This window comes from Devosia sp. Leaf420 (genome assembly GCF_001425445.1).
Classification (GTDB): Bacteria; Pseudomonadota; Alphaproteobacteria; order Rhizobiales; family Devosiaceae; genus Devosia.
Genome location: NZ_LMQU01000012.1, coordinates 90,464 through 113,535, shown reverse-complemented (window position 1 = coordinate 113,535; position 23,072 = coordinate 90,464). Strand labels below are relative to the sequence as shown.

At 61.5% G+C, this 23,072-nt stretch carries 22 protein-coding genes; 11 read left to right on the top strand and 11 right to left on the bottom strand.

The features are described 5' to 3' along the window. Positions 1 to 147 precede the first annotated feature (147 nt). From ASG47_RS13875 to ASG47_RS13850, 6 genes are read left to right on the top strand one after another with little or no spacing between them, the layout of a single operon-like run. Positions 148 to 954, top strand: coding sequence for an ABC transporter ATP-binding protein (locus ASG47_RS13875; protein ID WP_061910005.1), 807 nt, complete (start codon positions 148 to 150; stop codon positions 952 to 954). Further along, the gene (locus ASG47_RS13870; protein ID WP_200940943.1) at positions 951 to 1,973 is read left to right on the top strand and encodes a FecCD family ABC transporter permease; all 1,023 of its coding nucleotides are present in this window, start codon (positions 951 to 953) and stop codon (positions 1,971 to 1,973) included. The genes ASG47_RS13875 and ASG47_RS13870 overlap by 4 nt, the downstream gene beginning before the upstream one ends. Next, positions 1,970 to 3,040 (top strand): FecCD family ABC transporter permease, encoded by a 1,071-nt coding sequence (locus ASG47_RS13865; RefSeq protein ID WP_061910003.1) that lies wholly within the window; start codon positions 1,970 to 1,972, stop codon positions 3,038 to 3,040. The genes ASG47_RS13870 and ASG47_RS13865 overlap by 4 nt, the downstream gene beginning before the upstream one ends. A 13-nt stretch (positions 3,041 to 3,053) precedes the next feature. Continuing rightward, positions 3,054 to 4,031 carry an ABC transporter substrate-binding protein gene (locus ASG47_RS13860; protein ID WP_061910001.1) on the top strand — a complete coding sequence of 326 codons (978 nt, stop codon included), beginning with the start codon at positions 3,054 to 3,056 and terminating at the stop codon, positions 4,029 to 4,031. Next, positions 4,031 to 4,942 carry a sucrase ferredoxin gene (locus ASG47_RS13855; RefSeq protein WP_061909999.1) on the top strand — a complete coding sequence of 304 codons (912 nt, stop codon included), beginning with the start codon at positions 4,031 to 4,033 and terminating at the stop codon, positions 4,940 to 4,942. The genes ASG47_RS13860 and ASG47_RS13855 overlap by 1 nt, the downstream gene beginning before the upstream one ends. A 22-nt stretch (positions 4,943 to 4,964) precedes the next feature. Next, positions 4,965 to 5,936, top strand: coding sequence for an ABC transporter substrate-binding protein (locus ASG47_RS13850; RefSeq protein WP_061909997.1), 972 nt, complete (start codon positions 4,965 to 4,967; stop codon positions 5,934 to 5,936). Between the two features lie 42 nt (positions 5,937 to 5,978). Here ASG47_RS13850 and ASG47_RS13845 read toward each other — a convergent pair whose 3' ends face one another. The 9 genes from ASG47_RS13845 to ASG47_RS13805 all read right to left on the bottom strand — a co-directional run bounded on the left by ASG47_RS13845 (position 5,979) and on the right by ASG47_RS13805 (position 17,833). Further along, positions 5,979 to 6,836 (bottom strand): 2-hydroxy-3-oxopropionate reductase, encoded by an 858-nt coding sequence (locus ASG47_RS13845; protein WP_244487120.1) that lies wholly within the window; start codon positions 6,834 to 6,836, stop codon positions 5,979 to 5,981. Further along, complete coding sequence (gene otnI, locus ASG47_RS13840; RefSeq protein ID WP_061909993.1) at positions 6,827 to 7,612, bottom strand: 2-oxo-tetronate isomerase; 786 nt, start codon at positions 7,610 to 7,612, stop codon at positions 6,827 to 6,829. The genes ASG47_RS13845 and otnI overlap by 10 nt, the downstream gene beginning before the upstream one ends. Positions 7,613 to 7,615: 3 nt before the next feature. Then, positions 7,616 to 8,530, bottom strand: coding sequence for a sugar phosphate isomerase/epimerase family protein (locus ASG47_RS13835; protein ID WP_061909991.1), 915 nt, complete (start codon positions 8,528 to 8,530; stop codon positions 7,616 to 7,618). A 10-nt stretch (positions 8,531 to 8,540) separates the two neighbouring features. Beyond that, positions 8,541 to 9,572 (bottom strand): Gfo/Idh/MocA family protein, encoded by a 1,032-nt coding sequence (locus tag ASG47_RS13830; RefSeq protein ID WP_061909989.1) that lies wholly within the window; start codon positions 9,570 to 9,572, stop codon positions 8,541 to 8,543. Positions 9,573 to 9,582: 10 nt separating this feature from the next. Then, the gene (locus tag ASG47_RS13825) at positions 9,583 to 11,286 is read right to left on the bottom strand and encodes an ABC transporter ATP-binding protein (protein WP_061909987.1); all 1,704 of its coding nucleotides are present in this window, start codon (positions 11,284 to 11,286) and stop codon (positions 9,583 to 9,585) included. A 13-nt stretch (positions 11,287 to 11,299) separates the two neighbouring features. Further along, entirely contained in the window at positions 11,300 to 12,466 is a 1,167-nt protein-coding gene (locus tag ASG47_RS13820; RefSeq protein WP_061909985.1) for an ABC transporter permease, read from the bottom strand. A 9-nt stretch (positions 12,467 to 12,475) separates the two neighbouring features. Then, on the bottom strand, positions 12,476 to 13,462 hold the full coding sequence (locus tag ASG47_RS13815; protein WP_046141300.1) for an ABC transporter permease: 987 nt from the start codon (positions 13,460 to 13,462) through the stop codon (positions 12,476 to 12,478). Between the two features lie 254 nt (positions 13,463 to 13,716). Continuing rightward, positions 13,717 to 15,822 (bottom strand): family 10 glycosylhydrolase, encoded by a 2,106-nt coding sequence (locus tag ASG47_RS13810; protein ID WP_061909983.1) that lies wholly within the window; start codon positions 15,820 to 15,822, stop codon positions 13,717 to 13,719. Between the two features lie 82 nt (positions 15,823 to 15,904). Further along, positions 15,905 to 17,833, bottom strand: a complete 1,929-nt coding sequence (locus tag ASG47_RS13805; protein WP_061909981.1) for an ABC transporter substrate-binding protein — start codon at positions 17,831 to 17,833, stop codon at positions 15,905 to 15,907. A 218-nt stretch (positions 17,834 to 18,051) separates the two neighbouring features. Here ASG47_RS13805 and ASG47_RS13800 point away from each other — a divergent pair, with 218 nt between their 5' ends. After that, on the top strand, positions 18,052 to 19,032 hold the full coding sequence (locus ASG47_RS13800; RefSeq protein WP_244487111.1) for a LacI family DNA-binding transcriptional regulator: 981 nt from the start codon (positions 18,052 to 18,054) through the stop codon (positions 19,030 to 19,032). A gap of 7 nt (positions 19,033 to 19,039) precedes the next feature. Here ASG47_RS13800 and ASG47_RS13795 read toward each other — a convergent pair whose 3' ends face one another. Next, positions 19,040 to 19,663, bottom strand: a complete 624-nt coding sequence (locus tag ASG47_RS13795) for a TetR-like C-terminal domain-containing protein (RefSeq protein WP_061909977.1) — start codon at positions 19,661 to 19,663, stop codon at positions 19,040 to 19,042. 54 nt (positions 19,664 to 19,717) lie between these two features. Here ASG47_RS13795 and ASG47_RS13790 point away from each other — a divergent pair, with 54 nt between their 5' ends. The 4 genes from ASG47_RS13790 to ASG47_RS13775 all read left to right on the top strand — a co-directional run bounded on the left by ASG47_RS13790 (position 19,718) and on the right by ASG47_RS13775 (position 22,521). Continuing rightward, complete coding sequence (locus tag ASG47_RS13790; protein WP_156464117.1) at positions 19,718 to 20,029, top strand: nuclear transport factor 2 family protein; 312 nt, start codon at positions 19,718 to 19,720, stop codon at positions 20,027 to 20,029. A 125-nt stretch (positions 20,030 to 20,154) separates the two neighbouring features. Beyond that, on the top strand, positions 20,155 to 20,997 hold the full coding sequence (locus ASG47_RS13785) for an NmrA family NAD(P)-binding protein (RefSeq protein WP_061909975.1): 843 nt from the start codon (positions 20,155 to 20,157) through the stop codon (positions 20,995 to 20,997). Between the two features lie 277 nt (positions 20,998 to 21,274). Beyond that, positions 21,275 to 22,024, top strand: a complete 750-nt coding sequence (locus ASG47_RS13780; protein WP_244484157.1) for a cytochrome c oxidase assembly protein — start codon at positions 21,275 to 21,277, stop codon at positions 22,022 to 22,024. Then, the gene (locus tag ASG47_RS13775) at positions 22,021 to 22,521 is read left to right on the top strand and encodes a CopD family protein (RefSeq protein WP_156464116.1); all 501 of its coding nucleotides are present in this window, start codon (positions 22,021 to 22,023) and stop codon (positions 22,519 to 22,521) included. Before ASG47_RS13780 ends, ASG47_RS13775 begins: the two co-directional genes overlap by 4 nt. Here ASG47_RS13775 and ASG47_RS13770 read toward each other — a convergent pair. After that, on the bottom strand, positions 22,502 to 23,056 hold the full coding sequence (locus ASG47_RS13770) for a DUF2231 domain-containing protein (protein WP_320408925.1): 555 nt from the start codon (positions 23,054 to 23,056) through the stop codon (positions 22,502 to 22,504). The two genes, ASG47_RS13775 and ASG47_RS13770, sit on opposite strands and share 20 nt — an antisense overlap. Between the last annotated feature and the right edge of the window lie 16 nt (positions 23,057 to 23,072).

Sequence of the window (23,072 nt, the reverse complement as noted above, 5' to 3'; positions counted from 1 at the left end):
CGCCGCCACGACATTAAGCCCTCCGCCCGAAAATTTCGGAGGGCTTTTTCATACCCGTCGAAGCCTCATTGCGCCTATATCTGAACTTGACACTCAGGTTAAATTGAACCAAGACACGCCAGTACTTGCTTGAGCCCGGAGACCCCGATGAGCCGTCTCGAAGCAGTCGGTATCGACGCCGGCTACGCCGACGCCCCCATCCTCGATGCCGTCGATCTCCTCGTCCCAGATGGCAAGGTCACCGTCCTCGTCGGCCCCAATGGCTGCGGCAAATCCACCCTGCTCAAGACCCTGGCGCGTATTCTATCCCCGTCCCGCGGCCAGGTGCTTCTCGAAGGCAAAGACATCCACGCGCTCAACACCCGCGCCGTCGCCTCCAAACTCGGCCTTCTCCCCCAAGGCCCAGTCGCCCCCGAAGGCCTGACCGTCCGCGAACTCGTCTCCCAAGGCCGCTATCCGCACCAGTCCCTTCTCCGCCAATGGACTCGCGCCGACGAAGAAGCCGTTGAATATGCTATCGAAACTGCCGGTATCACCCAGTTTGCTGATCGCAGCGTCGATACGCTTTCCGGCGGCCAGCGCCAGCGCTGCTGGGTCGCCATGGTCCTCGCCCAGGAGACCCGCCTCATCCTTCTCGACGAGCCAACGACCTTCCTCGACCTCAAGGTCCAGGTCGATCTGATGGACCTTTTCGCCAGCCTCGCCCACGATCGCGGCCACACGCTTTTAATAGTTCTCCACGAGCTCAGCCTCGCTGCGGCCTATGCCGATTACCTCGTCATGATGAAGGACGGGAAGATCGTTTCCGCCGGCGAACCCAACGATATCTTCACCGCCGACCGCCTGAAACACGTCTTCGATCTCGATGCCAGCGTGCTCCGCGATCCGGTCAGCGGCCGCCTCGTTTGCGTCCCCGTCGGCGCCCGCCGCCGCGTCCTCGAGGCTGCGCAGTGACGGTTGCAGCCGCACCATCGCCCGTTCGCCATTCCGCGCGCTCATGGTCCGGCGTGCCGGTTCTGCTCGCCATCCTCGCCGGTCTCTTCCTTCTCCACATCGCCGTCGGCGCCAAAGCCCTGCCGCTCGGCACCGTCGTCGATGCCTTTTTCGCTTTCGATTCCAAGGACTTCGACCACGTCATCGTCTTCAACCTGCGCCTGCCGCGCGCCGTGATCGCCGTGGTCGTCGGCGCCACCCTGGCCCTTGCCGGCGCGCTGATGCAGGGCGTCACTCGCAATCCCCTGGCTGATCCAGCCCTCCTCGGCCTCACCAGTGGCGCCGCCTTTGCCGTCGTCATCGCCACCTCGGTCTATGGCCTCGCCACCATGGCCCTCCTGCCCTGGATCGCCATGGCCGGCTCCCTCGGCGCCGCAGCGATCGTCTACATCATCGCCAGACTTGTCCCCGGTGGCGCCACGCCGCTGAGCATGACCCTTGCAGGCGCCTCAGTCAGCGCCTTCCTCGGCGCCGTGATCTCCGCCATCCACCTGCTCAACCAGGAAACCTTTGAAAACCTTCGTGTTTGGCTCACTGGCAGCCTCGCTGGCCGCGACGTGACCATGCTCTATTATGTCGGCCCGCCCATGCTGGTCGCGCTCCTTGCCGGCATTCTCCTCGCCCCCCGCGTCACCGTCCTCGCCATGGGTGACGACGTTGCCCAGGGCCTCGGCGTCCGCACAGGGCCCCTCAAGGCCCAGCTCCTCGCCGTCGTGGTCGTGCTCACTGCCGGAGCCGTCGCCCTCGCTGGTCCCCTCGGCTTCATCGGTCTCGTCATCCCCCATGTCGTCCGCCTCTATGTCGGCTCCGACTATCGCTGGATCGTCCCCTACGCCGCCCTTGCCGGCGCGGCCTATCTCCTTGGCGTCGACATCATCGCCCGCGTGGCCATCCCGCCCCGCGAAATCTCGACCGGCATCATCACCGCCATGATCGGCGCGCCGCTCTTCGTCCATCTCGTCCGCCGGAGGACACGATGAGCCACGCCACCGCCGCGCCCCGCCACCTCGTCCTGCGCCTCTTCGACGAGCGAATCGCGCTCCGCATCCCCCTTCGCGCCCTCATCACCGCCACATCGCTCACACTTATCCTCCTCTTGGTGATGAGCATCAGCCTCGCCACCGGCACCTACGGCATCGCGCTCGAAGAAGTCTGGAACACCCTGCGCGGCATCACTATTTCGAGCGCCATCGACAACGTCGTCTGGGAATTCCGCTTCCCCCGCACCCTCGCCGCCGCTCTCGTCGGCGCCATGATGGCGCTCTCCGGCGCCACCCTCCAGAACGCCACGCGCAACGGCCTCGCCGATCCCTCCCTTGTCGGCATCAGCCAGGGCGCCGCCCTCGCCGTCGTCGCCTTAACAGTTCTTTTCCCCGCCTCGCTCGCCCTTTTCCGCCCCTGGGCTGCCTTCTTCGGCGCCATCGCCGTGGCCCTTGCCATCCAGGGTCTGTCGCACACCCGCCAGGGCGGTGGCGCCATCCGCTTTATCCTCATGGGCATCGGCCTCTCGGCCTTTGTCGCCTCCATCACCTCCGCGCTCCTCACCTATAGCGAGATCGACCGCGCCATGGCCGCCCTTTCCTGGCTCGCCGGATCCATCAATGCCACCAACTGGAACGATGTCGCGACCCTTGCCGGCTGGACTGTTATCCTCGCGCCTATCCTCCTCGCACTCAGCCGCACCATGAGCGCCATGCGGTTCGGCGAAGGCACCGCCACCGGCCTCGGCGCCCCCATCCGCCTTGCCAACAATATCCAGCTCGCCATTGCCGTCGCCCTCGCCGCGGTTGCTACTTCCGTCGTCGGCCCCCTCGGCTTCGTCGGCCTGATCGCCCCGCACGCCGCCAAGCGCCTCGCGCGGGCTGGCATGGGTCTGCACCTCATCCTCACCGCTCTCTGGGGCGCCATTCTCGTCTCGCTCGCCGATCTTCTCGGCCGCGCCGCGTTCGCGCCGATCCAGATCCCGGCCGGCATCATCACCGCCGCAATCGGCGTCCCCGTCTTCGTCATCCTCCTGGTCCGCACGCGACCAACGCAAACGCACTGAACCGGAGTTACCCATGTCGCTTCGTACCCTTTTCGCCCTGGCTGGCCTCGCGCTGACCCTCGCCATCCCCGCCTTCGCGCAGGAAACCCGCAATGTCACCGCGGCCAACGGCACCTTTGATATCCCCGTCGCCCCGCAGCGCATCGTTGCGCTCAATGACCAGATCATCGCCCTGCCACTCTACGAGCTCGGCGCCTCGGTCGTCGGCAGCGCCGGCCGCGTCGATGCCGAAGGCAAGACCTTCATGCGCGGCGGCATGGATACGCTCGGGATCGACTATGCTAATACAGACATCCAATATGTCGGCCAATTCAACGCGCTGAACGTGGAGGCCATCGCCGCTCTGCAGCCCGATCTCATCATCGGCGGCACCTATACCGATTTAGCCGTCGTCGATCAGCTCCAGTCGATCGCGCCGACGCTAGTCATCGACAATGGGGCCCTTGGCCTCATCGAAACCCTCCGCACCCTTGCCGATGTCAGCGGTCAGTCAGGCAATTTCGAAGCGCGCTATCAGAGTTACCAAGCTAATATCGAGCGCACCAAGAGCTTCATCGGCGATACCGCAGCGATCTCGGCGACCACCACATTCATGTTCCCAGAAGCCGACGATCTATGGGTCTATCGTGCCAATCTCGGCGCTATCACCCAGGTTCTCTCCGATCTCGGCTTTGCCCAGCCCGCCGCCGTTGCAGCCCTCAACGCCACGCAAGCCTCCTGGAGCGCCGAACTGATCCAGCAACTCGACGCGGATTTCATCTTCGGCTTCTACCGCCAGCAGCCCGACGCGACGCCCGAAACCATCCGCGCGGCCTACGAAAAATTTGCCCCCGGGTGGTGCGCCGCCCTCACCGCCTGCCAGAACGGGCAGTTTGTCGTCCTCCCCGGACCCACGTTCGGCAGCACCATGACCGGCCTCGAACTGGCGCTCGAGCTGGTCGAGAACAATGTCGCGGGCCGCCCGTTCACGCCTTTCGTCGAAGCGCCGTAATGGCCAAGCATCTCTTCTGCACTGACCTCTGTCTAGAACGCGGCGAACCCTTAGCCGGCACCGGCAATGCGCCCAAACGCGCGCTCATGCTAGCCTGGCCCCGCGGACAGTGGCGCACGCCACGTTGGGAATCGGCCGGCATGTCGCCCGAATTGCGCGCCGCCATGCATGCCGCCGCCAAAGGCGGCCTCCATGTCGCGCTGATCGACAAAGTCGAAGCCGAAGGCAGTCTGCCGACGCTCCACGCCGTCCCCGAAGGCACCTATGCCGACTTCACGGATGAAGCCGCCTTGATCAAGGCAATCGGCGATTATGTCGATGGCCGGGTCTTCGAAGGCCGCCACGATCCGCGACAGGTCATCATCGTCTGCACAGACAGCCGTCGCGACGCCTGCTGTGCCCGCCACGGTTTTTCGACCTACAAGGCGCTGGTGGCCGCCGCTGACGCGACCAAATTCCACATCGTACAGGCCACCCATATCGGCGGCTGCCGCTTCGCTGCCTCCATCGTCGTTATGCCGCAGCGCCAGCGCTATGGCCGCATGACCGCCGCCCAGGCGCCGGCATTCCTCGCCGCGCTTGAACAAGGCCGCGTTTACGTCGCGGCTTACAAGGGCCGCACCGATATCGCCGAACCCATCCAAGTCGCCGAAATCGCCGCCATGGCCTGGGCAAACCGGAACGGCAAAGCCGAACAAACCGTCCACCTCCACGGCGAATTGCCCGAGACGGCCGCAGAGGGACAGACCCTGGCGCTGGAGGCCGAAATCGCCGGCACAAAACTGACCATAAGCATGCATGCCCAGACCTTCTTCATGCAGGGCAATTGCAGCGTCGTCGCCGACAATGAGGGCGAAGACGTCCTTCGCTGGTGCCTCGACGACGTCACACCCTATTCCGCCACTCCCTGACTTCAATAGCCGGACGCAGCCGATGTTTTCATTACCCTCCCGCGCCCTGACCACCGCAGCCGCCGCGCTGCTCGCGACATGCCTTGCCCTGCCCGCCCTCGCGCAGGAAACGCGGACCATTACCGACGATGCCGGCCGCAGTGTTGAAATCCCTGCCGATCCCCAGCGCATCGCCTCGCTGCAGGACCTGTTCTTTTCCGTGCCGCTGATCGAGCTTGGCGTCACGCCCGTTGGCAGCCACGGTCGCGTGGTCATCGAGAGCCAACCCTTCATGCGCTCATCCAAGATGCTGACCGGCGTCGATTTCGATACGGCCCCGATCACCTTCCTTGGCACCGGCACCGAGATCGACCCCGAGGCTGTCGCCGCCGTCGATCCCGATCTGATCATCCTCTCGACTAACCAGGACCCGGAGGCGTTCGCCAGTATCGCCCCGACCGTGCTGCTCGATTTCAACCGAAGCGACAAGTTCGAGCTCTATGATCGCCTCGCCGAAATCACCGGCACGGGTGACGCGCTAAAGCTTCTCGAAACGCGCTACGCGCAGCAGCTCAATCAGCTCAAGGCCCAGGTCGATGCACCAAATATTTCCGTAAACGTCATCGCGGCAGTCGAAGGCCAAATCCGATCATACCGCCACTTTGCAGCGCTAGGGCGTCTCCTCGACGAGGCCGACTTCGCCATGCCAGACGCTGTCAAGGAAATCGAATACGGCAAGTTCGCCGATTTCAGCCCGGAACGCCTGCCCGAACTCGACGCAGACCTGATCCTCGTCACCTATCGGGCTGAAGAAGGGGAAACAGCGCAGGACGCTTATGACCTGCTCGAAGCGACGATCCCCGGTTACTGCGCCTTCCTCAAAGCTTGCCAGAATGGCCGCCTGATCGCTGTCCCGCGCGACGAAACCTTCGCCTCTTCTTATTCTGCTCTCGGCTCGCTCGCCTACACGCTAATTGCACTCTTGGCGCCAGTTCCGGACGTGCGGCCGGACTAGTCTGGTCGGAGGAGACCAACGCCGCCTCCTCATCGACCAATCTCAACTCAGCGCTTTGATGAGCGCTGAATGGTCTTTGTCGCCAAGACCATCGGCAATGGCTTTGTTCATGAGTTGCTGCAGATTTGCCGCGTGCGGCAGATAAAGATCGAGCGCTTTTGCCGACTCCAGAGCAAGCCCGATATCCTTGCGATGGAGTCGGATGCGGAAACCCGGATCAAATGTTTCGTTGATCATCCGCTCGCCGTGCACCTCGAGAATACGCGAAGAGGCAAAGCCGCCCATCAAGGCTTCTCTGACCTTTGCCGGATCTGCGCCGGACGCCTTTGCCAAGGTCAGGCCTTCAGCTACAGCCTCGATTGTGAGACCAACGATGATCTGGTTGACCACTTTCGCTGTCTGACCATCACCCACTCCACCAATCCGGGTGATGTTCTTGCCCATGAGCTTGAGCAGCGGCAGAGCTCTCTCGAAATCACCTTCTGAGGCGCCGACCATGATGGTAAGCGCCGCATTTTTTGCGCCAACTTCACCGCCAGATACAGGCGCGTCTACATAGCCAGCACCAATCTCTGCGATGCGGGCCGCAAAGGCCTTCGTGGCGAAAGGGGAAATCGAACTCATATCGATGACGAGCTTGCCCATAGCGAGGCCTTGAGCAACGCCGTCATCGCCGAAGAGAACCGCCTCCACATCAGGCGTATCGGGCAACATGAGGATGATCACGTCTGCAGCCTCGGCGACCGCTTTTGGATTGTCCAATGCCTTGCCGGCTTCGACCAGATGCTGGGAGACGTCTTTCACTCGGTAGAGAAAGACCTCGTGCCCTGCGGCAATCAAATGGCCGACCATTGGCCGCCCCATGACGCCGAGTCCAATAAATCCGATTTTCATGCTGATGCCCTCCAGTCCCTGAGCCAGTTCAGGCCATCGCTCGTGCCGGCCTTTGGCTTGTATTCTGCCCCGACCCAGCCTGCGTAACCGGCCTCATCCAAGGCCGTGAAGATATTAGGGTAGTTGATCTCGCCGGTGCCCGGCTCGTTGCGTCCGGGATTGTCGGCGATCTGCACATGGGCAATGTGCGACTGGAGACGCTTGAAGGTTGGAAGCAGGTCACCCTGCACCACCTGCATGTGATAGAAGTCATATTGCAGATATAGATTTGGGTGACTGACCGCTGCGGAAATACGCTCGTAGTCATCGGTCGAGTTGATCAGGAATCCCGGAATGTCGCGGGTGTTGATCGGCTCGAGCAGCAGCTTTATTCCCCTGTCGGCAAGACGCGTCGCGGCATATTTGAGATTATCGATGAGGATGCTTTCGAGGGGTGATCGATCGATACCGGCTGGCGAGATGCCTGCAAGGCAATTGACCTGCGTGCAAGCCGTCGCCTCGGCATATTCGATCGCCTTATCAACACTTTGGCGGAAATCTTCGATCCGATCGGCGTGGCAGGCGATGCCCCGCTCACCGGCAGCCCAGTTGCCGGCTGGCAGGTTGAACAGAGCCTGGGTCAGGCCATGCTGCTTCAACAATGATTTGAGTTCAGCGGGATCCTGGTCATAGGCGCCCACATATTCGACGGCCTCGAAGCCGTCCGTAGCTGCAGCAGCGAACCGCTCCAAGAAGGGCAGTTCGGGATAGAGCATTGAGATATTTGCAGAAAAACGCGGCACGGGTCAGGCTCCCTTGAGCGGGCCGGGATAGGGGACGAAGTCGCCGCCACGGGCGGCTTTGAGATAGTTGAGCGCGTGGACTTGGCCGACCATTTCTAGCTCCTCGCGATAGACCGGGTCATGCCAGCCTTCGATATCAATGGAGCCGGACCAGCCGGCGAGGCGGAGTTCTGAGATGACGTCGAACCAGTTGGTATCGCCAAAACCGGGGGTGCGCATCCAGACGGCTTTCTCCTTGCCGCCATAGCCCTGGGACTTGATGACATCCCAACGGATGGTGGCATCCTTGCCATGGACATGAAAGAACTTATGCGCCCACTTACGAATTTGCGGAATGGGATCAATAAGATAGACCATCTGATGACACGGCTCCCATTCGAGCCCGAGATTGTCTTCCGGCACCTCGTTGAACATCATTTCCCAAGCGTCGGGATTGTGGGCGATGTTCCAATCGCCGGTTTCCCAATTGCCGCGCATGGCGCAGTTTTCGAAGGCGATTTTTACGCCCTTGTCGGCGGCGCGCTTGGAGAGTTCGGACCAGATCTGCTTGAACTGCGGCAGGCTTTCGGGCAGCGGTCGATTGCGGATGCGACCAGTAAAGCCGGCGACGCAGGTGGCACCAAAATGGTGGGCGTTGTCGATCAGCGCTTCCCAGCCGCGCAGGGTGTCGATGTCTTTTGGCTGTTCTTCCAAGGGGTTACCGAACATGCCCAGGGTCGACATGGTGACGTCGCGGTCGCCGATGACGTCTTTCAACCGCTTGGCGAGCTCGGGCAGATCCTTGTTTACGGTCTGCCAGAAATAGGGCTCGATGCTTTCAAAGCCGTGCGGGAGGATCTTTTCGAGATAGCCAACCGGGTCCGGTTCGTGGCCGCGGATCATCGTGCCGATGCGAATGGCTTTGGGGGCTATGACCATGAATTTTCTCCTAAATTACGATTTCTACGCGACGGCCGGAGGTGGAGCTGTCGATCGCTCCGAGGACCATGGCGAGACTTTTGATGTTTTCGCGGCTGACCGTTTCGGGCTCGGGGCCGCCACGGGTGGCATCAAGAAAATCGGTGATGACGCCAAGGTGGCCGCCGATGCGGTCGGCCGGGTCTAGTGCTGGAATTTCAAGGGCTTGCGTGTCGGGTAGGAGCTTACCGGCGATATGAGGCTGAGCACGTTCGGCGCGGATGTCGTCGGCGCCGTCCCAGAGGATGGAGCCCTCTGTGCCGGTGATGCGCCAGGTGCTTTCCCAACTTGTGCGGAGGCCCGCCGCAGCCCAGGAGCCGCGGTAAGTCATTACGGCGCCTTGCGAAAATCGGAAGCTAGCAAAGGCGGAGGCGTCGCGTTCGTACCAGGAGCCGGCGGGGTTCCACTCGTCGGCATAGACCGAGGTGGCGGCATCGTCGATGACGAAGCGGGCGGCGTCGAAGGTGTGGACCGCCATGTCCAGAAGGAGGACGTGGGGCATCTGTTCGCGGAAGCCGCCGAAGTGGGGATCGAGGAAAAAGTCGCAGTGGACGCCAGTGATATCCCCGATGGCGCCGGAGGCGACGAGACGGCGGATGCGGCGGAGTTGGGCGAGGTAGCGGCGGTTCTGGATGACGACGTGGAAACGACCGGCGGCTTCGGCGCGGGCGACCAAATCGCGAGCCTGATCAAGGGTTTCGGCCATGGGCTTTTCGGAAAGCACATGGGCGCCGGCCGCAAGGGCGGTCGAGACGATGCCGTGACGGACGGCGGGGATGGCGACGTCGAAGACGATCTCGGGAGATAATCTATCCAACATCGCTTTGAGGTCAGTGCCGATCTCGGGATTGATGTTTTGCTCGGCGGCGCGAGCCTCGGCATTGGCGGGATTAATGTCGACAATGCCGACGATATCGACGCCGCCGACAGTTTTTATGGCGTCGAGCCACTTGCGGCTCATGGCGCCTGCGCCGGTTAACACGGCACGCTGATTGGTAGTCATTTCGGTAGCATCACGTTGACGTTGAGAGGGCCGCAAGGCGTGTTCGGTGCAACATCCGCTTATTGCGGGGGTCAGGATTGGGAACGGCCGAGATCAGGGCGCGGGTATAGTCTTCATTCGGGCTTGTGCAGATCGTTTCGGCCGGACCGATCTCGACCAGTTTGCCCCGATGCATGACGGCGACGCGATCGCAGAAATAGCGAACGACGGAGATGTCATGGGAGATGAAGATGAAGGAGAGTTCGAGCCGGCTTTGGATCTCGAGCAGCAGATCGAGGATCTGACTACGGATCGACACGTCGAGGGCGGAAGTCGCTTCATCGGCGATGATGATGCGGGGATCGAGCGCGAGCGCGCGGGCGATACCGATGCGCTGGCGCTGGCCGCCGGAGAAGGCGTGGGGATAGCGCTCCATGACATCGGGCGAGAGGCCGACGAGCCGGAGGAGTTCGGCGGTCTTTTCTTCGATCTCCTTGCCCTTGAGCTTGCCTTCGACGACGAGTGGATCGCCGATTATCTGGCGGATGGTCATGCGGGGGTTGAGCGAGGCGAAGGGGTCCTGGAAGATCAGGCGCACGTCGGCGTGGAATTTGCGCAGGTCTGATTTGGAGAGCGCGGTGACGTCGATCTCCTTACCGTCCTTTTGGCGGTAGAGGACCTGTCCTGCAGTCGGCTCGACGATGCGGAGAATGAGGCGCCCAAGGGTGGTTTTGCCGGAGCCGGATTCGCCGACGACGCCGAGATTTTCGCCGGCATGGAGGACCAGGCTGACATCGTCGACGGCCTTGAGCGCGAATTTTTTGGTGCCGAGAAAGCCTTTAGCGCCGCCATAGACTTTGGTGAGACCTTTTACCGTCAGGAGCGGCTGGGGCGTGATGACGGCCTCGGCGCGAGCATCTGCGGGTTGCTCGAGTTTGAGGGTCGATGCGAGAAGGCGCTGGGTATAGGCGTGCTGGGGGGCGTGGAAGATCTCGTCGACCGTGCCGGTCTCGACGATGCGGCCGAAGCGCATGACGGCGACATCATCGGCGACTTCGGCGACGACGCCCATGTCGTGGGTGATGAGCAGCATGGCCATGCCGCGCTCGGTCTGCAGGCGCTTGATGAGGTCGAGGATTTCGGCCTGGGTGGTGACGTCGAGCGCCGTGGTCGGTTCGTCAGCGATGAGAATGTCGGGATTGACCGCGAGCGCCATGGCGATCATGGCGCGCTGGCGCATGCCACCCGAGAATTCGAAGGTGTAGCGATCGGCCATTTCGGCGGGGTTGGGAATCTCAACCTGCCCAAGAAGCTCAACGGTGCGGGCGCGAGCGGTCCGCTTGTCCATCCCCGAATGCAAACGGATCACTTCATCGATCTGGCTGCCGATGGTGTGGACTGGCGAGAGCGAGGACATCGGCTCCTGGAAGATGAGACCGATGCGGGAGCCGCGGAAGGCACGGACCTCGGGACTATTGGAGGCAAGCTGGGCGAGATCGACTTCGCGGCCCTGGGTGCGGAGAATGATCCGGCCACCGACCATGACGCCGGGCTTGTCAACGATGCGCATGAGCGAGCGCGCGGTGACGGATTTGCCGGAGCCGCTTTCGCCGACGAGCGCGAGGGTGCGGCCGCGGTGGAGCTCAAAGCTCACATCGCGGACGGCATGGAGAATGTGCGTGCGAAGATGAAAATCGAGCGAGAGATTTTCGACGCTGAGGACTGGCTTTTCCATGGGTATCGGCTCCTCAGGTTTCATAGGGGTCGGCGGCATCGCGGAGGCCATCGCCGAAGAAATTGAAGGAGAGAACCGCGATCACGACGGCAAGGCTTGGCCAGATGAGAAGCCAGGGCGCGGTTGAGATCGAGCGAATATTCTGCGCGTCCTGCAGCAGCACGCCCCAGGAGACTACGGGCGCCTTGAGCCCGACGCCGAGGAAAGAAAGCGAGGTCTCGGCGATGATCATCGAAGGCACGGCTAGCGTGACGACGGCTAGGATATGGCTCGTCAACGAGGGCAGGATATGCCGGAAGATGACACGGCGTTCGGAGGAGCCATCGAGCTTGGCGGCCGTCACAAAGTCCTCGTTGCGGAGGGAGAAGAAGCGGCCGCGGACCTCGCGGGCGAGGCCTGTCCACCCCAGCAATGAGACGATGATGGTGATGACAAAATAGACGTTGAGCGGTGACCAGGTGAGCGGAATGGCGGCGGCGAGGCCAAGCCAGAGCGGAATGGTCGGCATGGCGCTGACGACTTCGATGATGCGCTGGATGACGGTATCGACCCAGCCACCGAAATAGCCGGAAATGGAGCCGAGGACGACGCCGAGCACCAGCGACATGCAAACACCGATGAGGCCAATCGACATGGAAATGCGCGTGCCATAGATCAGCCGGCTGAGAAGATCACGGCCGAGGCGATCGGCACCGAGCAGATACATTGGCTGGGTGGGATCGAGCGCGCCAATGAGGTGCCGGTTGGTCTCGAAGAGGCCCCAGAACTTATAGGCGGGACCTTCGACGAAAAGGCCCACGGGGACGATGACGCTGTCATCGACGACGAAGGTGCGGCGGAGCGCTGCCTTATCGATCTCGACGGTGTAGCCTTTTACGTGGAATTGGAACTGACCATCGGGCGTGAAGAGGCCGATGCTTTGTGGCGGCGCGTAAGTGTATTGCGCGCGGCTGGTGTCGGGCAGGCCGGGTGCGAGGAATTCGGCGAAGGCGCCGATGAGATAAAGAACCAAAATCACGCCGCCGCAGAAGAGGGCGACTTTCTGCTTGAGGAATTTGCGCCAGATCAGGGTCCATTGACCGGCGGCAGCGTCGGAGATCGGGTCCATGCCGGGCTTGAGGCCGGAAATGGCCGGGCCGTCTTCGGCAAGCTTGGCATCGAGGATGGGCGTAAGGGTCATCGCATCACCTCAATTGTAGCGGATGCGCGGATCGAGCAGCGCGAGCAGGATGTCGGACACGAGCATGCCAACGAGGGTCAGCACGCTCAGGAGCAGAATGAAGCTCCCGGCGAGATACATGTCCTGCGCGACGAGCGCCCGGAGGAGCAGCGGGCCCGCAGTCGGCAGGTTGAGGACGATGGCGGTGATGGTGACGCCGGAAACGAGTTCGGGCAGCACCCAGCCAATGGCCGAGACGAAGGGATTGAGCGCGATCCGCACCGGGTATTTCACGATGACCTTGTATTCCGGCAGCCCCTTGGCCCGTGCCGTGGTCACATAGGGTTTTGACAACTCGTCGGTGAGATTGGCGCGGAGAATGCGGATCATCGCGGCTGTGCCGGACATGCCGATGACGAGGATGGGGATCCAGAGGTGGAGGATCAGATCCCAGAGTTTTTCGAGGCTCCAGGGCGCGTCGACATATTCGGGCGAGAAGAGGCCGCCGACGGATTGGCCGAACACGCGGAAGGAAACATACATCAGCGTCAGCGCCAAAATGAAGTTTGGCACGGCAAGGCCGATGAAGCCGAAGAAGGTAAAGACGTGGTCGCCTATCGAATTGCGGCGCACGGCGGAATAGATGCCGATGGGGAGCGACACGGCCCAGACGAGGAGCAGTGCGGCGAAGGAAATGGCGAGGGTCGAGCCCATGCGTGACCAGATCACTTCCGAGACTGGCTGGTTCCACTCAAAAGAGAACCCGAAATCGCCGCGGGTGAGGATGCCCAGCATCCACTTGCCGTATTGGATCCAGATCGGCTGATCCAAGCCATATTGGGAACGCAGGCGCTCGACAGTCGCGGGATCGATCGGCGCGCCGCCATCGGCGAGCGTCGAGAGTAACGAAGTCAGATAATCGCCCGGTGGCAGTTGGATGATGGCGAACGAGATGATCGACATGCCGATCAGGGTCGGGATCATGTAGACCAGTCGCTTCAAGATATAGTTCAGCATTGCCGCTCCTCTTTCGGCTTTGCGGGGTGGTCCGGCGGGGATGCCGTCGGGCCGGGTGGTTTGGTGGCTCCCTCAGAACCCCACCTAGCCTCCCCCTGGCAGGGGAGGGATAGCGGCGGCGATTGGGGAGAAACTGGTTTCTCTATTTTCTTGGCGTCATCCCCGCGAAAGCGGGGATCTCGGGTTGGGAATGGGATTCCCGCTTTCGCGGGAATGACGCCGTGGGCGCGGACGGCTGGAAGGGTTCCTCTCACTCACTCCCAAACCAGATGGACCACCTCCATGGTCTCGATCTGGCTGATGTCGACGGTTACACGGCCGTCGGCGATTGCAAATTGCACTTGTTTATCCGCGACCAAAAGATTGACGGATTTAGCTTTTTTCCCCTGGGGGATTTCGAGCGTGGCTGTCAGCGGGCCAACGGGCCAGGTATCGCGGAGGGGTCCCTTCATCATCATCGGATTGGTGAGATTGAGGAGGCAGAGCGCCCTGCCCTTTTCGTCTTCGTGGAGGCCGACATCGAAGACACCGCGGCCGATTACCGTGACTTCGGGTTCCTTGCCAAGCGCCCATTTGACGGCGTTGGCGATGAGGCGGCCCTGGTCTTCGGCCATATAGGTCCAGAACACCTCGCCGATATTCCAAGGGATGTAGACAACGCGGCCACCGGCTTCGGTCGTGCGGGCGGCGACCCCGACGCCCTGGGGCGGCAGGCGCGGATAGACTTCTTCCATCGGCAGATCGGGGAAGTCTGGGATCTTGAGAAAAGGCGTTTCCACTGATGTGGTGGGTTCAACCGCAACGTCCTCGGTGCCGCCGATGATGCGCTGGGCAGTGCCGAAGCCAGCATTGATCGGATGGGTGCCTTTGAGAGCGACGTAGGAATTGCGGACATTGGCGCGCGGAGCCGAGGTCATTTTCACGCCGAAGACATCGGCGAGGCCGAAGTCGGATCGGGCCGCGCCCTTTTCGTCGTAGAGCGAGGTCTGGTGCGCGGCGACGACGGAACCACCTTCGGCGACGAAATCGCGCAGCGCCTGGCACTGGGCATCGGACAGGTAAGTGGCGTTGGCGAGGATGACGAGCTTGTAACGGCGCAGTTCCTCGATGGTCATGATCTGGTCGGAGAGGAATTCGAACGGCAGCCGGGCTTCGACGAGGGCGTGGTAAAAACCCATGTCGTTGAGTTCGGCGAGATGACGCTTGTCGGGGTCCCAATGGCGGAGGGTTGTTGCGGGATCGATGACAGCGATCTCGGCCTTCGGCAGCATGGAGCCGATGACCGGCTCGACCTTGGCGTGGAGCTTGAAGGCATTGGCCGTCGGCTCGACCCAGCGATCATCCGGGATGCAGGCGTTGAACTTGGTGAACCAGGGAAAGAGGCCCTGGGTGATGCCGGCGTGGATCCATTGCTCGATTTCGGGGCCGGTCTGTACCGAGTCCTTCCAGCGCGGGATTTCCTCGGGACCGATGGAGGTGATGAGCCCCACTGGCCGATCGCGGAACGTGGCGCGGATGCGCTTGCCGTTGCGGCCGGCGGACCACGCGGGCTCGACATTGCGGCGGCCCTGGTGGTCGACGAACAGAATGGGGCAATGCTTCTTGATGACCGAAAGGTCGAATTCCATGAGCGAGGAACCGCTCATATTGGGAATGAAGCTGGCATGCGGCTTCACCTTTTTGACTTCGGTGTCCCAATGGGCAACGAGCTTGGTCAGCGTCGTGCGGCGCCAGGCGGCCCAAGCCTGCCAGACGGGATCGGAAGCGGTGGTCGTTTCCGGCAGGTCGAAGCCGCTCGCGTGGCGGAAGTTGTCTTCGCAGGCCTTGCAGTAGCAGACGCCGTGACCTTGCCAGCGATTTCCGAAGAGCGCGTCGATGTCGTATTTTTCCGCGATCTCGACGATCACCTTGGTCATGAAGTCGAAATTGTAGCTCGAATAGGCGCAGGTGACGAAAATGCCGGGCATGGCCCAGTGCTCGCGCGGCTGGCGATCGGCAGTGAGCGACACCCATTCGGGGTGCGCTTCGGCGGCGTCGGCATGGATGGCGTGGGGATCGACCCGGGCCATGACGTGCATGTCGAGTTTGCGCGCTTCAGCGACAAGCGTGCCAAAGGGGTCGGTGTCGCCGATGAACTTTGACACATAATGCAGCGGAATTTCGCTTGGATAGTAAGCGATGTAACCGCCGGCCGAGAGGCAGATGGCGTTGGACTGGGTGCGCTTGAACACATCGACCCAGAAGGCGGGGTCATAGCGCTGCGGATCGTCCTCGACGAACGTGAGCTGCGTCCAGCGCGTGGCCGTCTTGTACCAATCTGGCGTCCGGAGAGTAGACGGGCTGTCTTCGATCTTGAGCATCGGACGATCCGGTTGTTCTGGTTTTATGGTGTGTGCACCGGCGGCGGAGGGACCGCCGGTGCAAAGCTGACGTTGGGAGCGATCAGCTGAGGTAGTATTGCTCGGGATTGGTCGGCGCGGGCGTCGGATAACCCCAGGAATTGGGCATGGTCGGCTGCACATTCTTGAGGCGATTGGCGACGATGCCATAGCCGTCGAGCGGCAGAGTAATGCCGAAAACGTAGAACTCGTCGGCGGCGATCTGGAGGATTTCGGCCATCAGCTCGTTCTGACGAACCGGGTCGCTCGACTGACGCAACTCGTTATAGGCTTCGAACTGGCGCTTGGTGGCTTCCGGTGGCTCGACGGCGTCGACGGAGTCCTTGTCGTTGTACCAGATCTGCCAGCCCTTGGCGTACATGGCCTCGGTGGTATTGGGGAAGAAGTAACGCGGATCGAGAATGGCGACGATGCCGCCATTGCCGCCGAATTTGTGCACAGTGGCGTCATATTCTCCGCCCTGACGCACGCGGACTTCCCAGAGCGAGCGATCCATGGTGCGCATCTGGGCGTCGATGCCAACGGCGCGGAGCATGGGCAGGACAAGCTGGAAGCTGTCGACGAAGGTCTGGCGGACCTGATCGATCTCGAAGATTATGGTCACGCGCTTGCCGGCCTCGTCGAGGCGCATGCCTTCCCCATCCTTATTGGGAATGATGGCATCCAAGAGTTCATTGGCCTTGGCGGTATCGTAGGCGGTGAACTGGGTGGCGAGCTGCTCATTGTAGAGCGGATCTTCGGGGCGGATGGATGGCTGAGCCGGCGCGCCCTGCCCGATGAAGATCGTATCGATGACGGCCTGACGATCGATCGAATGGCTGAGCGCGGCGCGGAAATCCTTGTTTTGATAAAGCGCGCGCTTGGCGGGATCGGGATGGGTCAGGTTGAGCTGGAACACCATCTCGTTGGGCTCGGTCGAGGTCGTGGTGTAGAACCCGTATTGGCCGGTTTCCTGCCCATCATAGAGCACGGCGCGGTTGGCCGGGGTGCAGATCCACTGGTCGAGAAGATCGATCTCGCCCTGCAGCGCCTTGAGCAGCAGTACTTCGTTGTCGGCCGCGACCGCATAGGTAATCCGGTCGATATAGGGCAGTTGATTGCCGTCGGTATCGACCTTGAAATAGTAGGGATTACGCTCGGAGATCGAGTATTCGGCGGACTCGCCGATCGGCTGGGTGACGCGCCAGCCGTAAAGCGTCGGCATGTCCTTGTTCTTGAAGATTTCGCCATCGACAGCGATACCGCTCTTGATCTGGAAGAGCTGGACCCAGCCGGTCAGGCCCTGATCAGTCGCGAGCTTGTCGGCATCAGGATTGTACTTGATGTGGAACTGCTCGAGATAGTGGCGCGGGGTGCGGGTCGTGCGATCATCATTGGCCCAGGCGAGACGCAGCGGCAGGAGGCCATTGGGCTGGGCGAAGACGATGCGGAAGGTCAGATCGTCGATCTTTTCGAAGGTCGCAGTGCTCCCATCGGTCGAGCGGAGCGGGGTCGGCGGGGATTGGGCGAGCTCTTCGTTGAGGAGGATGTCTTCGTAGAAGAACATCACGTCGTCGGTGGTGAAGGGCGTGCCATCGGACCACTTGTGGCCTTCGCGTAGCTTGAACGTATAGGCCGTCGCATCTTCGTTGGCTTCAAAGCTCTCGGCGACATTGGGGATGACTCCGCCGAAACCTGGGGTATAGCGCACGAGCGGCTCATAGCCCTGATAGCGGTGCATCATGTTGAGCGAGCCGCCGCCGACAAGCGCAGCGCGGAGGTCGCCGCCATATTGGCCGACGCTTTCGAAGGGCTGCACCACCATAGGGTTGAGCGGCAGGCGTTCGGCGAGCGGCGGAATAGTACCGGCAGCAACCGCTTCGGCCAGCGCCGGCGCTTCCTTCAACGGCGCCTGAGCGAAGGCCGGAATGGCCGGCAGCACGAGTACAGCGCCAGTTGCGGCCAGAAATGTTCTGCGAGAAATATTGGTCATCGATCCCTCCTCAGCTCGGACGGCTAAAACGCCGCTCTTCAAGCTAACAATAGCCAATCAATACCAGACTGTTAGGTCAATACGTTTAGGCGGATTGAAATGGAGAAAATCGAAATATGGTCATTTCACTGAAATTGCTCAGCTATTATGACCGAAAATACAAAACTTGCGCAAAACTTTTGGCGTGATACAACCTAACAAACGCCATGGGTGAGCGATTGAAGAAAATCACATTGCAGGAAATCGCCGACCAATTGGCGATCTCAAAGTTCGCGGTTTCGAGAGCTCTTGCGGGTAAGGATGGCGTTAGCGAAGAAACCCGGACGCGCGTGACGGCCAAGGCGCTCGAACTGGGTTACCTTCGCGCTGTCGACGTGGCAGCAACCCGCCCTGCAATCCACATCATCTTCAACGACCATGACCCGGTGAACAGCGAACTCTGGATGCAGATGCAGAACGGCATCCAGAGGGAGGCGGCGGAGTCGGGCTATCAGGTGCAAATCCACTGGACGGCAGTAGCCACCAGTGTCGAGAACATTGCGCGCGTGAGCGCCGGCGTTGTCCTTGTCGGGCAACATGATACCGCGACCTTGCAGGTCTTGAAGGCGGCCGGAAAGCCCGTCGTGCGATTGGGCTGGGTGCTGCCGCTCGAAGAGGTCGACCAGGTGACCGGCGCCGACCATGAGGCAGGCAATGCCATCGGGCAATATCTGTTGGAGCGCGGCCACCGGCGGATCGGCTTCGTGCATGGCAGCCGGGTATTGCGCGGCCGCATGGAGCGCCTTTTTGGCCTCCGCGAAGCGCTGATCAATCAGGACGGGGCCAGCGTCATCGAAATCCAGTTCGGCGGGGACGGCTTTGCCGGGGCGTTTCTTGATCTCAAGATCGAGGGCGACATGCCGACGGCTCTATTCTGCGCGCACGATGCGCTGGGGGTCCATGTCGTTTCTGAACTGCACCGCATGGGTTTGCGGGTTCCTGAAGACATTTCGGTCGTCGGTTATGGCGATTTTGCTGCTGCGACGCAGATCTCTCCGCCCCTGACGACAGTTCGGCTGCCCGGCGGCGATATGGGCATCGCGGCCTTCCGCCTGCTTCTCGACCGGATGCACGGCACCCGGTACCGGCTTCCGCCGCAGCGGGTGATGCTGGTGCCTAAACTGGTCGAGCGGGCCTCGGTGAAAACCCTGACTGACTAATCTTCCTCTATTCGTCTCCACTCGCTTTCGCCGCGGCCGCAATCATCCGGGCCAGACGACGAATGTGCTCACACCCGGCTTTGCCCCCGAGAACGATGAGCCGCCAATAGAGCGGAGCTGCGAGAAAATCGGCAATTGCTGCGCGATCGACCGTCGGCGGCAACTCGCCACGCGCGATGGCGCGATCCATAAAGGCATTGGCCTGCTCGCGCCGTGCGAACTGAAAGGGCCGAATGGCGTCGGCCAAGGCCGGCTCACGGCCCATTTCGGCGTGAAGATCGACGAGGATGCGCTTTATCACGCGATGGCGCAGAACCCGCCGGATAGCGCGGAGGAGCGCTTCGACGTCGGCTTCAAGCGAGCCCATGTCCTCAGTCCGGGTCAGATCAATGCCAACTTGGGAGAGGAGATCGCTCGCCATCTCGGCCTTTGACGACCACCGGCGATAGAGCGCCGCCTTGCCGACGCCAGCGGCGCCGGCAACTTTCTCGAGACTAAGCCGGGCATAGCCGACACGCGCCCATTCTTCAAAGAAGGCGCGGCTCAATGCGTCGGTGATTTGAGGACGCTTCACCGCAGCGCCACTCGCAAGCCGACCAGAATTCTTTTCGTCGGAACGGTTGCGTTCCATCGTAACGCTCCCTAGATGGTTGGAACGATAGTGTTCCGACGAAAGGTTAGTCCAATGACGGATCCATTTCAAAGCTTCTCCGCCATGCTGCGCTATGCGCTGGCAGATCGCGTCGACCAAAACGCGCCGACTTATATCGACATGGTCGCCGATGATGTCGTGATGGAGTTTCCCTATGCGCTCCCGGACATGGTCAAGCGGGTGGACGGCAAGGAGGCTCTGCGGGCCTATCTGAAAAATGTCGGGGACATGATCACGATCGATGCGCTCGACAATGTCGCGGTCCTTCGGACCGAAGATCCGGACGTTACCATCGTTGAATTCGAAGGTGTGGGGACGGTGAAGGCGACCAGCAAAACCCTATGAGCAGCGATACATTTCGGTGATCCGCACAAGGCAAGGCAAGATCGTTCACTACAAGGATTACTGGAACCCCGTCGCTCTGATGACGACGGCAGAGGCCAATCCGGCAAAGAAGAACGGGGCGAACAATGGCTGACCGCATTCTCATTACCGGAGCAACGGGAACGACCGGCAGTGCTCTCACACGCCACCTCAACACCGCAGAGGCCGACTTCGTCAGAGCCACGCGCAAGCCGGATGGTCCGCACGATCGGCAATTCGATTGGCGGGACGGCCAAAGCTATGATCTGGCACTCGATGGCGTGAGCAAAATCTATCTCGTTGCGCCGACGGATACGAGCGAGCCGCTTGCGGTGATGCTGCCATTTCTGGAGCAGGCCATCGAGGGAGGGGTCGAAAAATTCGTGCTGCTTTCGGCCTCATCGCTGCCGCGCGGCGGGCCGATGATGGGGGCGGTGCATGAGTGGCTCGCGGAGCAGGATGTGAACTGGTCGGTATTACGCCCGACATGGTTCATGCAGAATTTCGTCACGCAGCACCTGTCGTCCATCCACGAGGACAATGCGATTTACTCGGCTACCGGCCAAGGCCGCGTCCCGTTTATCGACGCGAGCGACATCGCTGCAGTTGCCGCAAGGGTCCTGTTGGATTCAAGCCTCGTGCAGAATGCGGATATCGTGCTGACCGGCCCTCAGTCGCTGACTTATGCTGATGTCGCTGCGGTTCTGTCCAAGATTTCTGGGCGGACGATACGGCACATCAACCTGACCCCGGAGCAACTCGCCGCGCGTCACAGAGCCAATGGCCTGCCAGATGATTACGCGACGACGCTTGCCCTTATGGACGCGGCAATTGCGGAAGGCAGCGAGGATCGTGTCTCGGCGGGCGTTGCAGATATCACGGGCCGTGCGCCGAACGATCTCGAAGCCGTTCTCAGCACCTATCGGGTAAACCTCATGCTCGCAGCCTGAGGGCGCAGGCAATTCCAGGCACGCGAACGGTGGGCTTTGTGGAACCGTGTCGAAATCACGGCGTTGCGCCTCTGAGACTGCAGGGAGAGCAAATGGGCGCGCAGGTTGCATCGCACAGCGATGAGGGGGCAGATGGGTGGCGATGGACGACGTGTGTCCTATGCGAGGGCGTTGCGTTATTCGCGAAAAACCGCGGCCTGGCGCAAACTTGCCCGACCACCTTTGTCCGTAAAACGCCCTCAGCGCCCTTGGCGCTCCTTGTTTTATAGGGGCAATCGTGGCCGTGGCAGGACCCTTCTCGTTTGACATGAGCTATTGCGGCCAGCCGGCCATTCCTGCGGACCTCTGGAGCCGCTGGAATTTTGAACCGGGCCTACTGGCTGGTCTTATTGCCGTGGCTCTCGTCGGCGGTTTCTGTCTTCGGGACACTTCGAACGTCAGGCGGATGGCCTTTCTGTCCGCCTGGCTCATTGCTGCAATCCTCTTCGTCTCGCCGCTTTGCGCGCTGACCGTTAGCCTCTTTTCGGCCCGTGTTGGGCATCACGTGCTCCTGACGATGGTCGTGGCGCCACTGCTTGCGCTGGCACTGCCGAAACGTTTGGGCGAACGGCACAATCTCTTGCTGCCTGTTGCGCTGTCGACAGCGGCGCTTTGGCTTTGGCATAGCCCGGATCTCTACACGTCGGCCTTCACGCATCCCCTCATTTACTGGGCGATGCAATTCAGCCTTCTCGCCAGTTTTACCTGGCTATGGTTGGGCCTCCTCCACTCCACCGCCCCCATGTCGTCGGCTCTGGGCGCGCTGACCAGTGCCATTCAGATGGGCATGCTCGGGGCGCTGCTGGTCTTTGCCCAGAACCCGCTTTACCTGCCGCATTTTACCACCAGCGCCGCCTTCGGCCTCTCGCCAGTGGACGACCAGCAGCTTGGCGGCTTGATCATGTGGGTGCCGGCCAATCTGCCGCTTCTCGCACTCGTCCTCTGGCGACTGGTCGATGCGCTGGGGATCAGGCAGGCGGCGCGATGATCGTCACGTGGCTCAAATTTATTCACGTCGCCAGCATCGCGCTCTGGAGTTCAGGGCTCATCGCCCTGCCCTTCCTCTATTTGCAGCGCAAGGGCCTCGAAGACGAGGCCCTCTATCGCCTCCACGCCTTCACCCGGTTTTTCTATGTGGCGATCGTCTCGCCCGCCGCCTTCGTCGCGGTCGGTTCGGGGACGGTGCTGATCTTTCTGATGGCCACCTATGAGGCCTGGTTTTCAGCCAAGCTCCTGGCCGTCTCGGTGATGACGGGCATCCATATCTTTTCCGGCCTGATGATCCTGCGGCTTTTCGAGCCCAACCGCGCCTATCCCATGGTCCGGTTTCTCATCGTCATGCCGCTGACGCTGCTGACCGTGAGCACCATTCTCATTCTTGTTCTGGGCAAACCCCGGCTCGAATGGCCCGGCTTCGTCGCGGACCTCTTCGTCCCGGGGCGGCTGGGCGAGATCGCCCGTCCCTTCATTGCTTGGATGATATGAGGAGGCCGACACCATGATCGAAAATCAGCTTGCCTCCATGCCAGCCGGCAAAGCCCGCGGCCATGCTCGACAGAACCGAGAGCATCAGGCCATTGGGCAAGACGGTTTCGGGCCAGAAGAGACGAAGGCCGGTATTGGCGCCGACGATGGCCAACATCACCATGGCCGCAATCGCATGGTTCCAGCTCGCGACGCGTACACGAATGCCGGGCACGGCAAGCAATTCGAGCGTGCCCACGACGGCCGCAAGCACGCCGAAAACGAATGCCGCGCCAGCCGACCATTTGCCGACTTCGAGCCAGAATTCGTCCCCGGTGAACCAATAAAAAATGTCGATGCCCAGCGTCGAGATCACGAAGGCGATGGGGAAGTGCACCAGCATGGCGTGAAGCGGATGTCCGGCGACGGCAATGGCCGAACTCACGTCCTTTTCGGCAATTTCACGAATGATGGGGTTGGGATGACCGGCGTCGATCTCCCGCCCCTCTTCCAGCGTGATTTCCCGCTCTTCGCTGTCCTGCGTCGTATCCGCCACTGGGTCGTTTCCCTCT

Bases quoted from the DNA above. Each gene is read 5' to 3' on its own strand.
- ASG47_RS13875 (WP_061910005.1), top strand. From the start codon at position 148: ATGAGCCGTCTCGAAGCAGTCGGTATCGACGCCGGCTACGCCGACGCC.
- ASG47_RS13865 (WP_061910003.1), top strand. From the start codon at position 1,970: ATGAGCCACGCCACCGCCGCGCCCCGCCACCTCGTCCTGCGCCTCTTC.
- ASG47_RS13860 (WP_061910001.1), top strand. From the start codon at position 3,054: ATGTCGCTTCGTACCCTTTTCGCCCTGGCTGGCCTCGCGCTGACCCTC.
- ASG47_RS13855 (WP_061909999.1), top strand. From the start codon at position 4,031: ATGGCCAAGCATCTCTTCTGCACTGACCTCTGTCTAGAACGCGGCGAA.
- ASG47_RS13850 (WP_061909997.1), top strand. From the start codon at position 4,965: ATGTTTTCATTACCCTCCCGCGCCCTGACCACCGCAGCCGCCGCGCTG.
- ASG47_RS13835 (WP_061909991.1), bottom strand. From the start codon at position 8,530: ATGGTCATAGCCCCCAAAGCCATTCGCATCGGCACGATGATCCGCGGC.
- ASG47_RS13830 (WP_061909989.1), bottom strand. From the start codon at position 9,572: ATGACTACCAATCAGCGTGCCGTGTTAACCGGCGCAGGCGCCATGAGC.
- ASG47_RS13825 (WP_061909987.1), bottom strand. From the start codon at position 11,286: ATGGAAAAGCCAGTCCTCAGCGTCGAAAATCTCTCGCTCGATTTTCAT.
- ASG47_RS13820 (WP_061909985.1), bottom strand. From the start codon at position 12,466: ATGACCCTTACGCCCATCCTCGATGCCAAGCTTGCCGAAGACGGCCCG.
- ASG47_RS13815 (WP_046141300.1), bottom strand. From the start codon at position 13,462: ATGCTGAACTATATCTTGAAGCGACTGGTCTACATGATCCCGACCCTG.
- ASG47_RS13810 (WP_061909983.1), bottom strand. From the start codon at position 15,822: ATGCTCAAGATCGAAGACAGCCCGTCTACTCTCCGGACGCCAGATTGG.
- ASG47_RS13805 (WP_061909981.1), bottom strand. From the start codon at position 17,833: ATGACCAATATTTCTCGCAGAACATTTCTGGCCGCAACTGGCGCTGTA.
- ASG47_RS13795 (WP_061909977.1), bottom strand. From the start codon at position 19,663: ATGGAACGCAACCGTTCCGACGAAAAGAATTCTGGTCGGCTTGCGAGT.
- ASG47_RS13790 (WP_156464117.1), top strand. From the start codon at position 19,718: ATGACGGATCCATTTCAAAGCTTCTCCGCCATGCTGCGCTATGCGCTG.
- ASG47_RS13785 (WP_061909975.1), top strand. From the start codon at position 20,155: ATGGCTGACCGCATTCTCATTACCGGAGCAACGGGAACGACCGGCAGT.
- ASG47_RS13775 (WP_156464116.1), top strand. From the start codon at position 22,021: ATGATCGTCACGTGGCTCAAATTTATTCACGTCGCCAGCATCGCGCTC.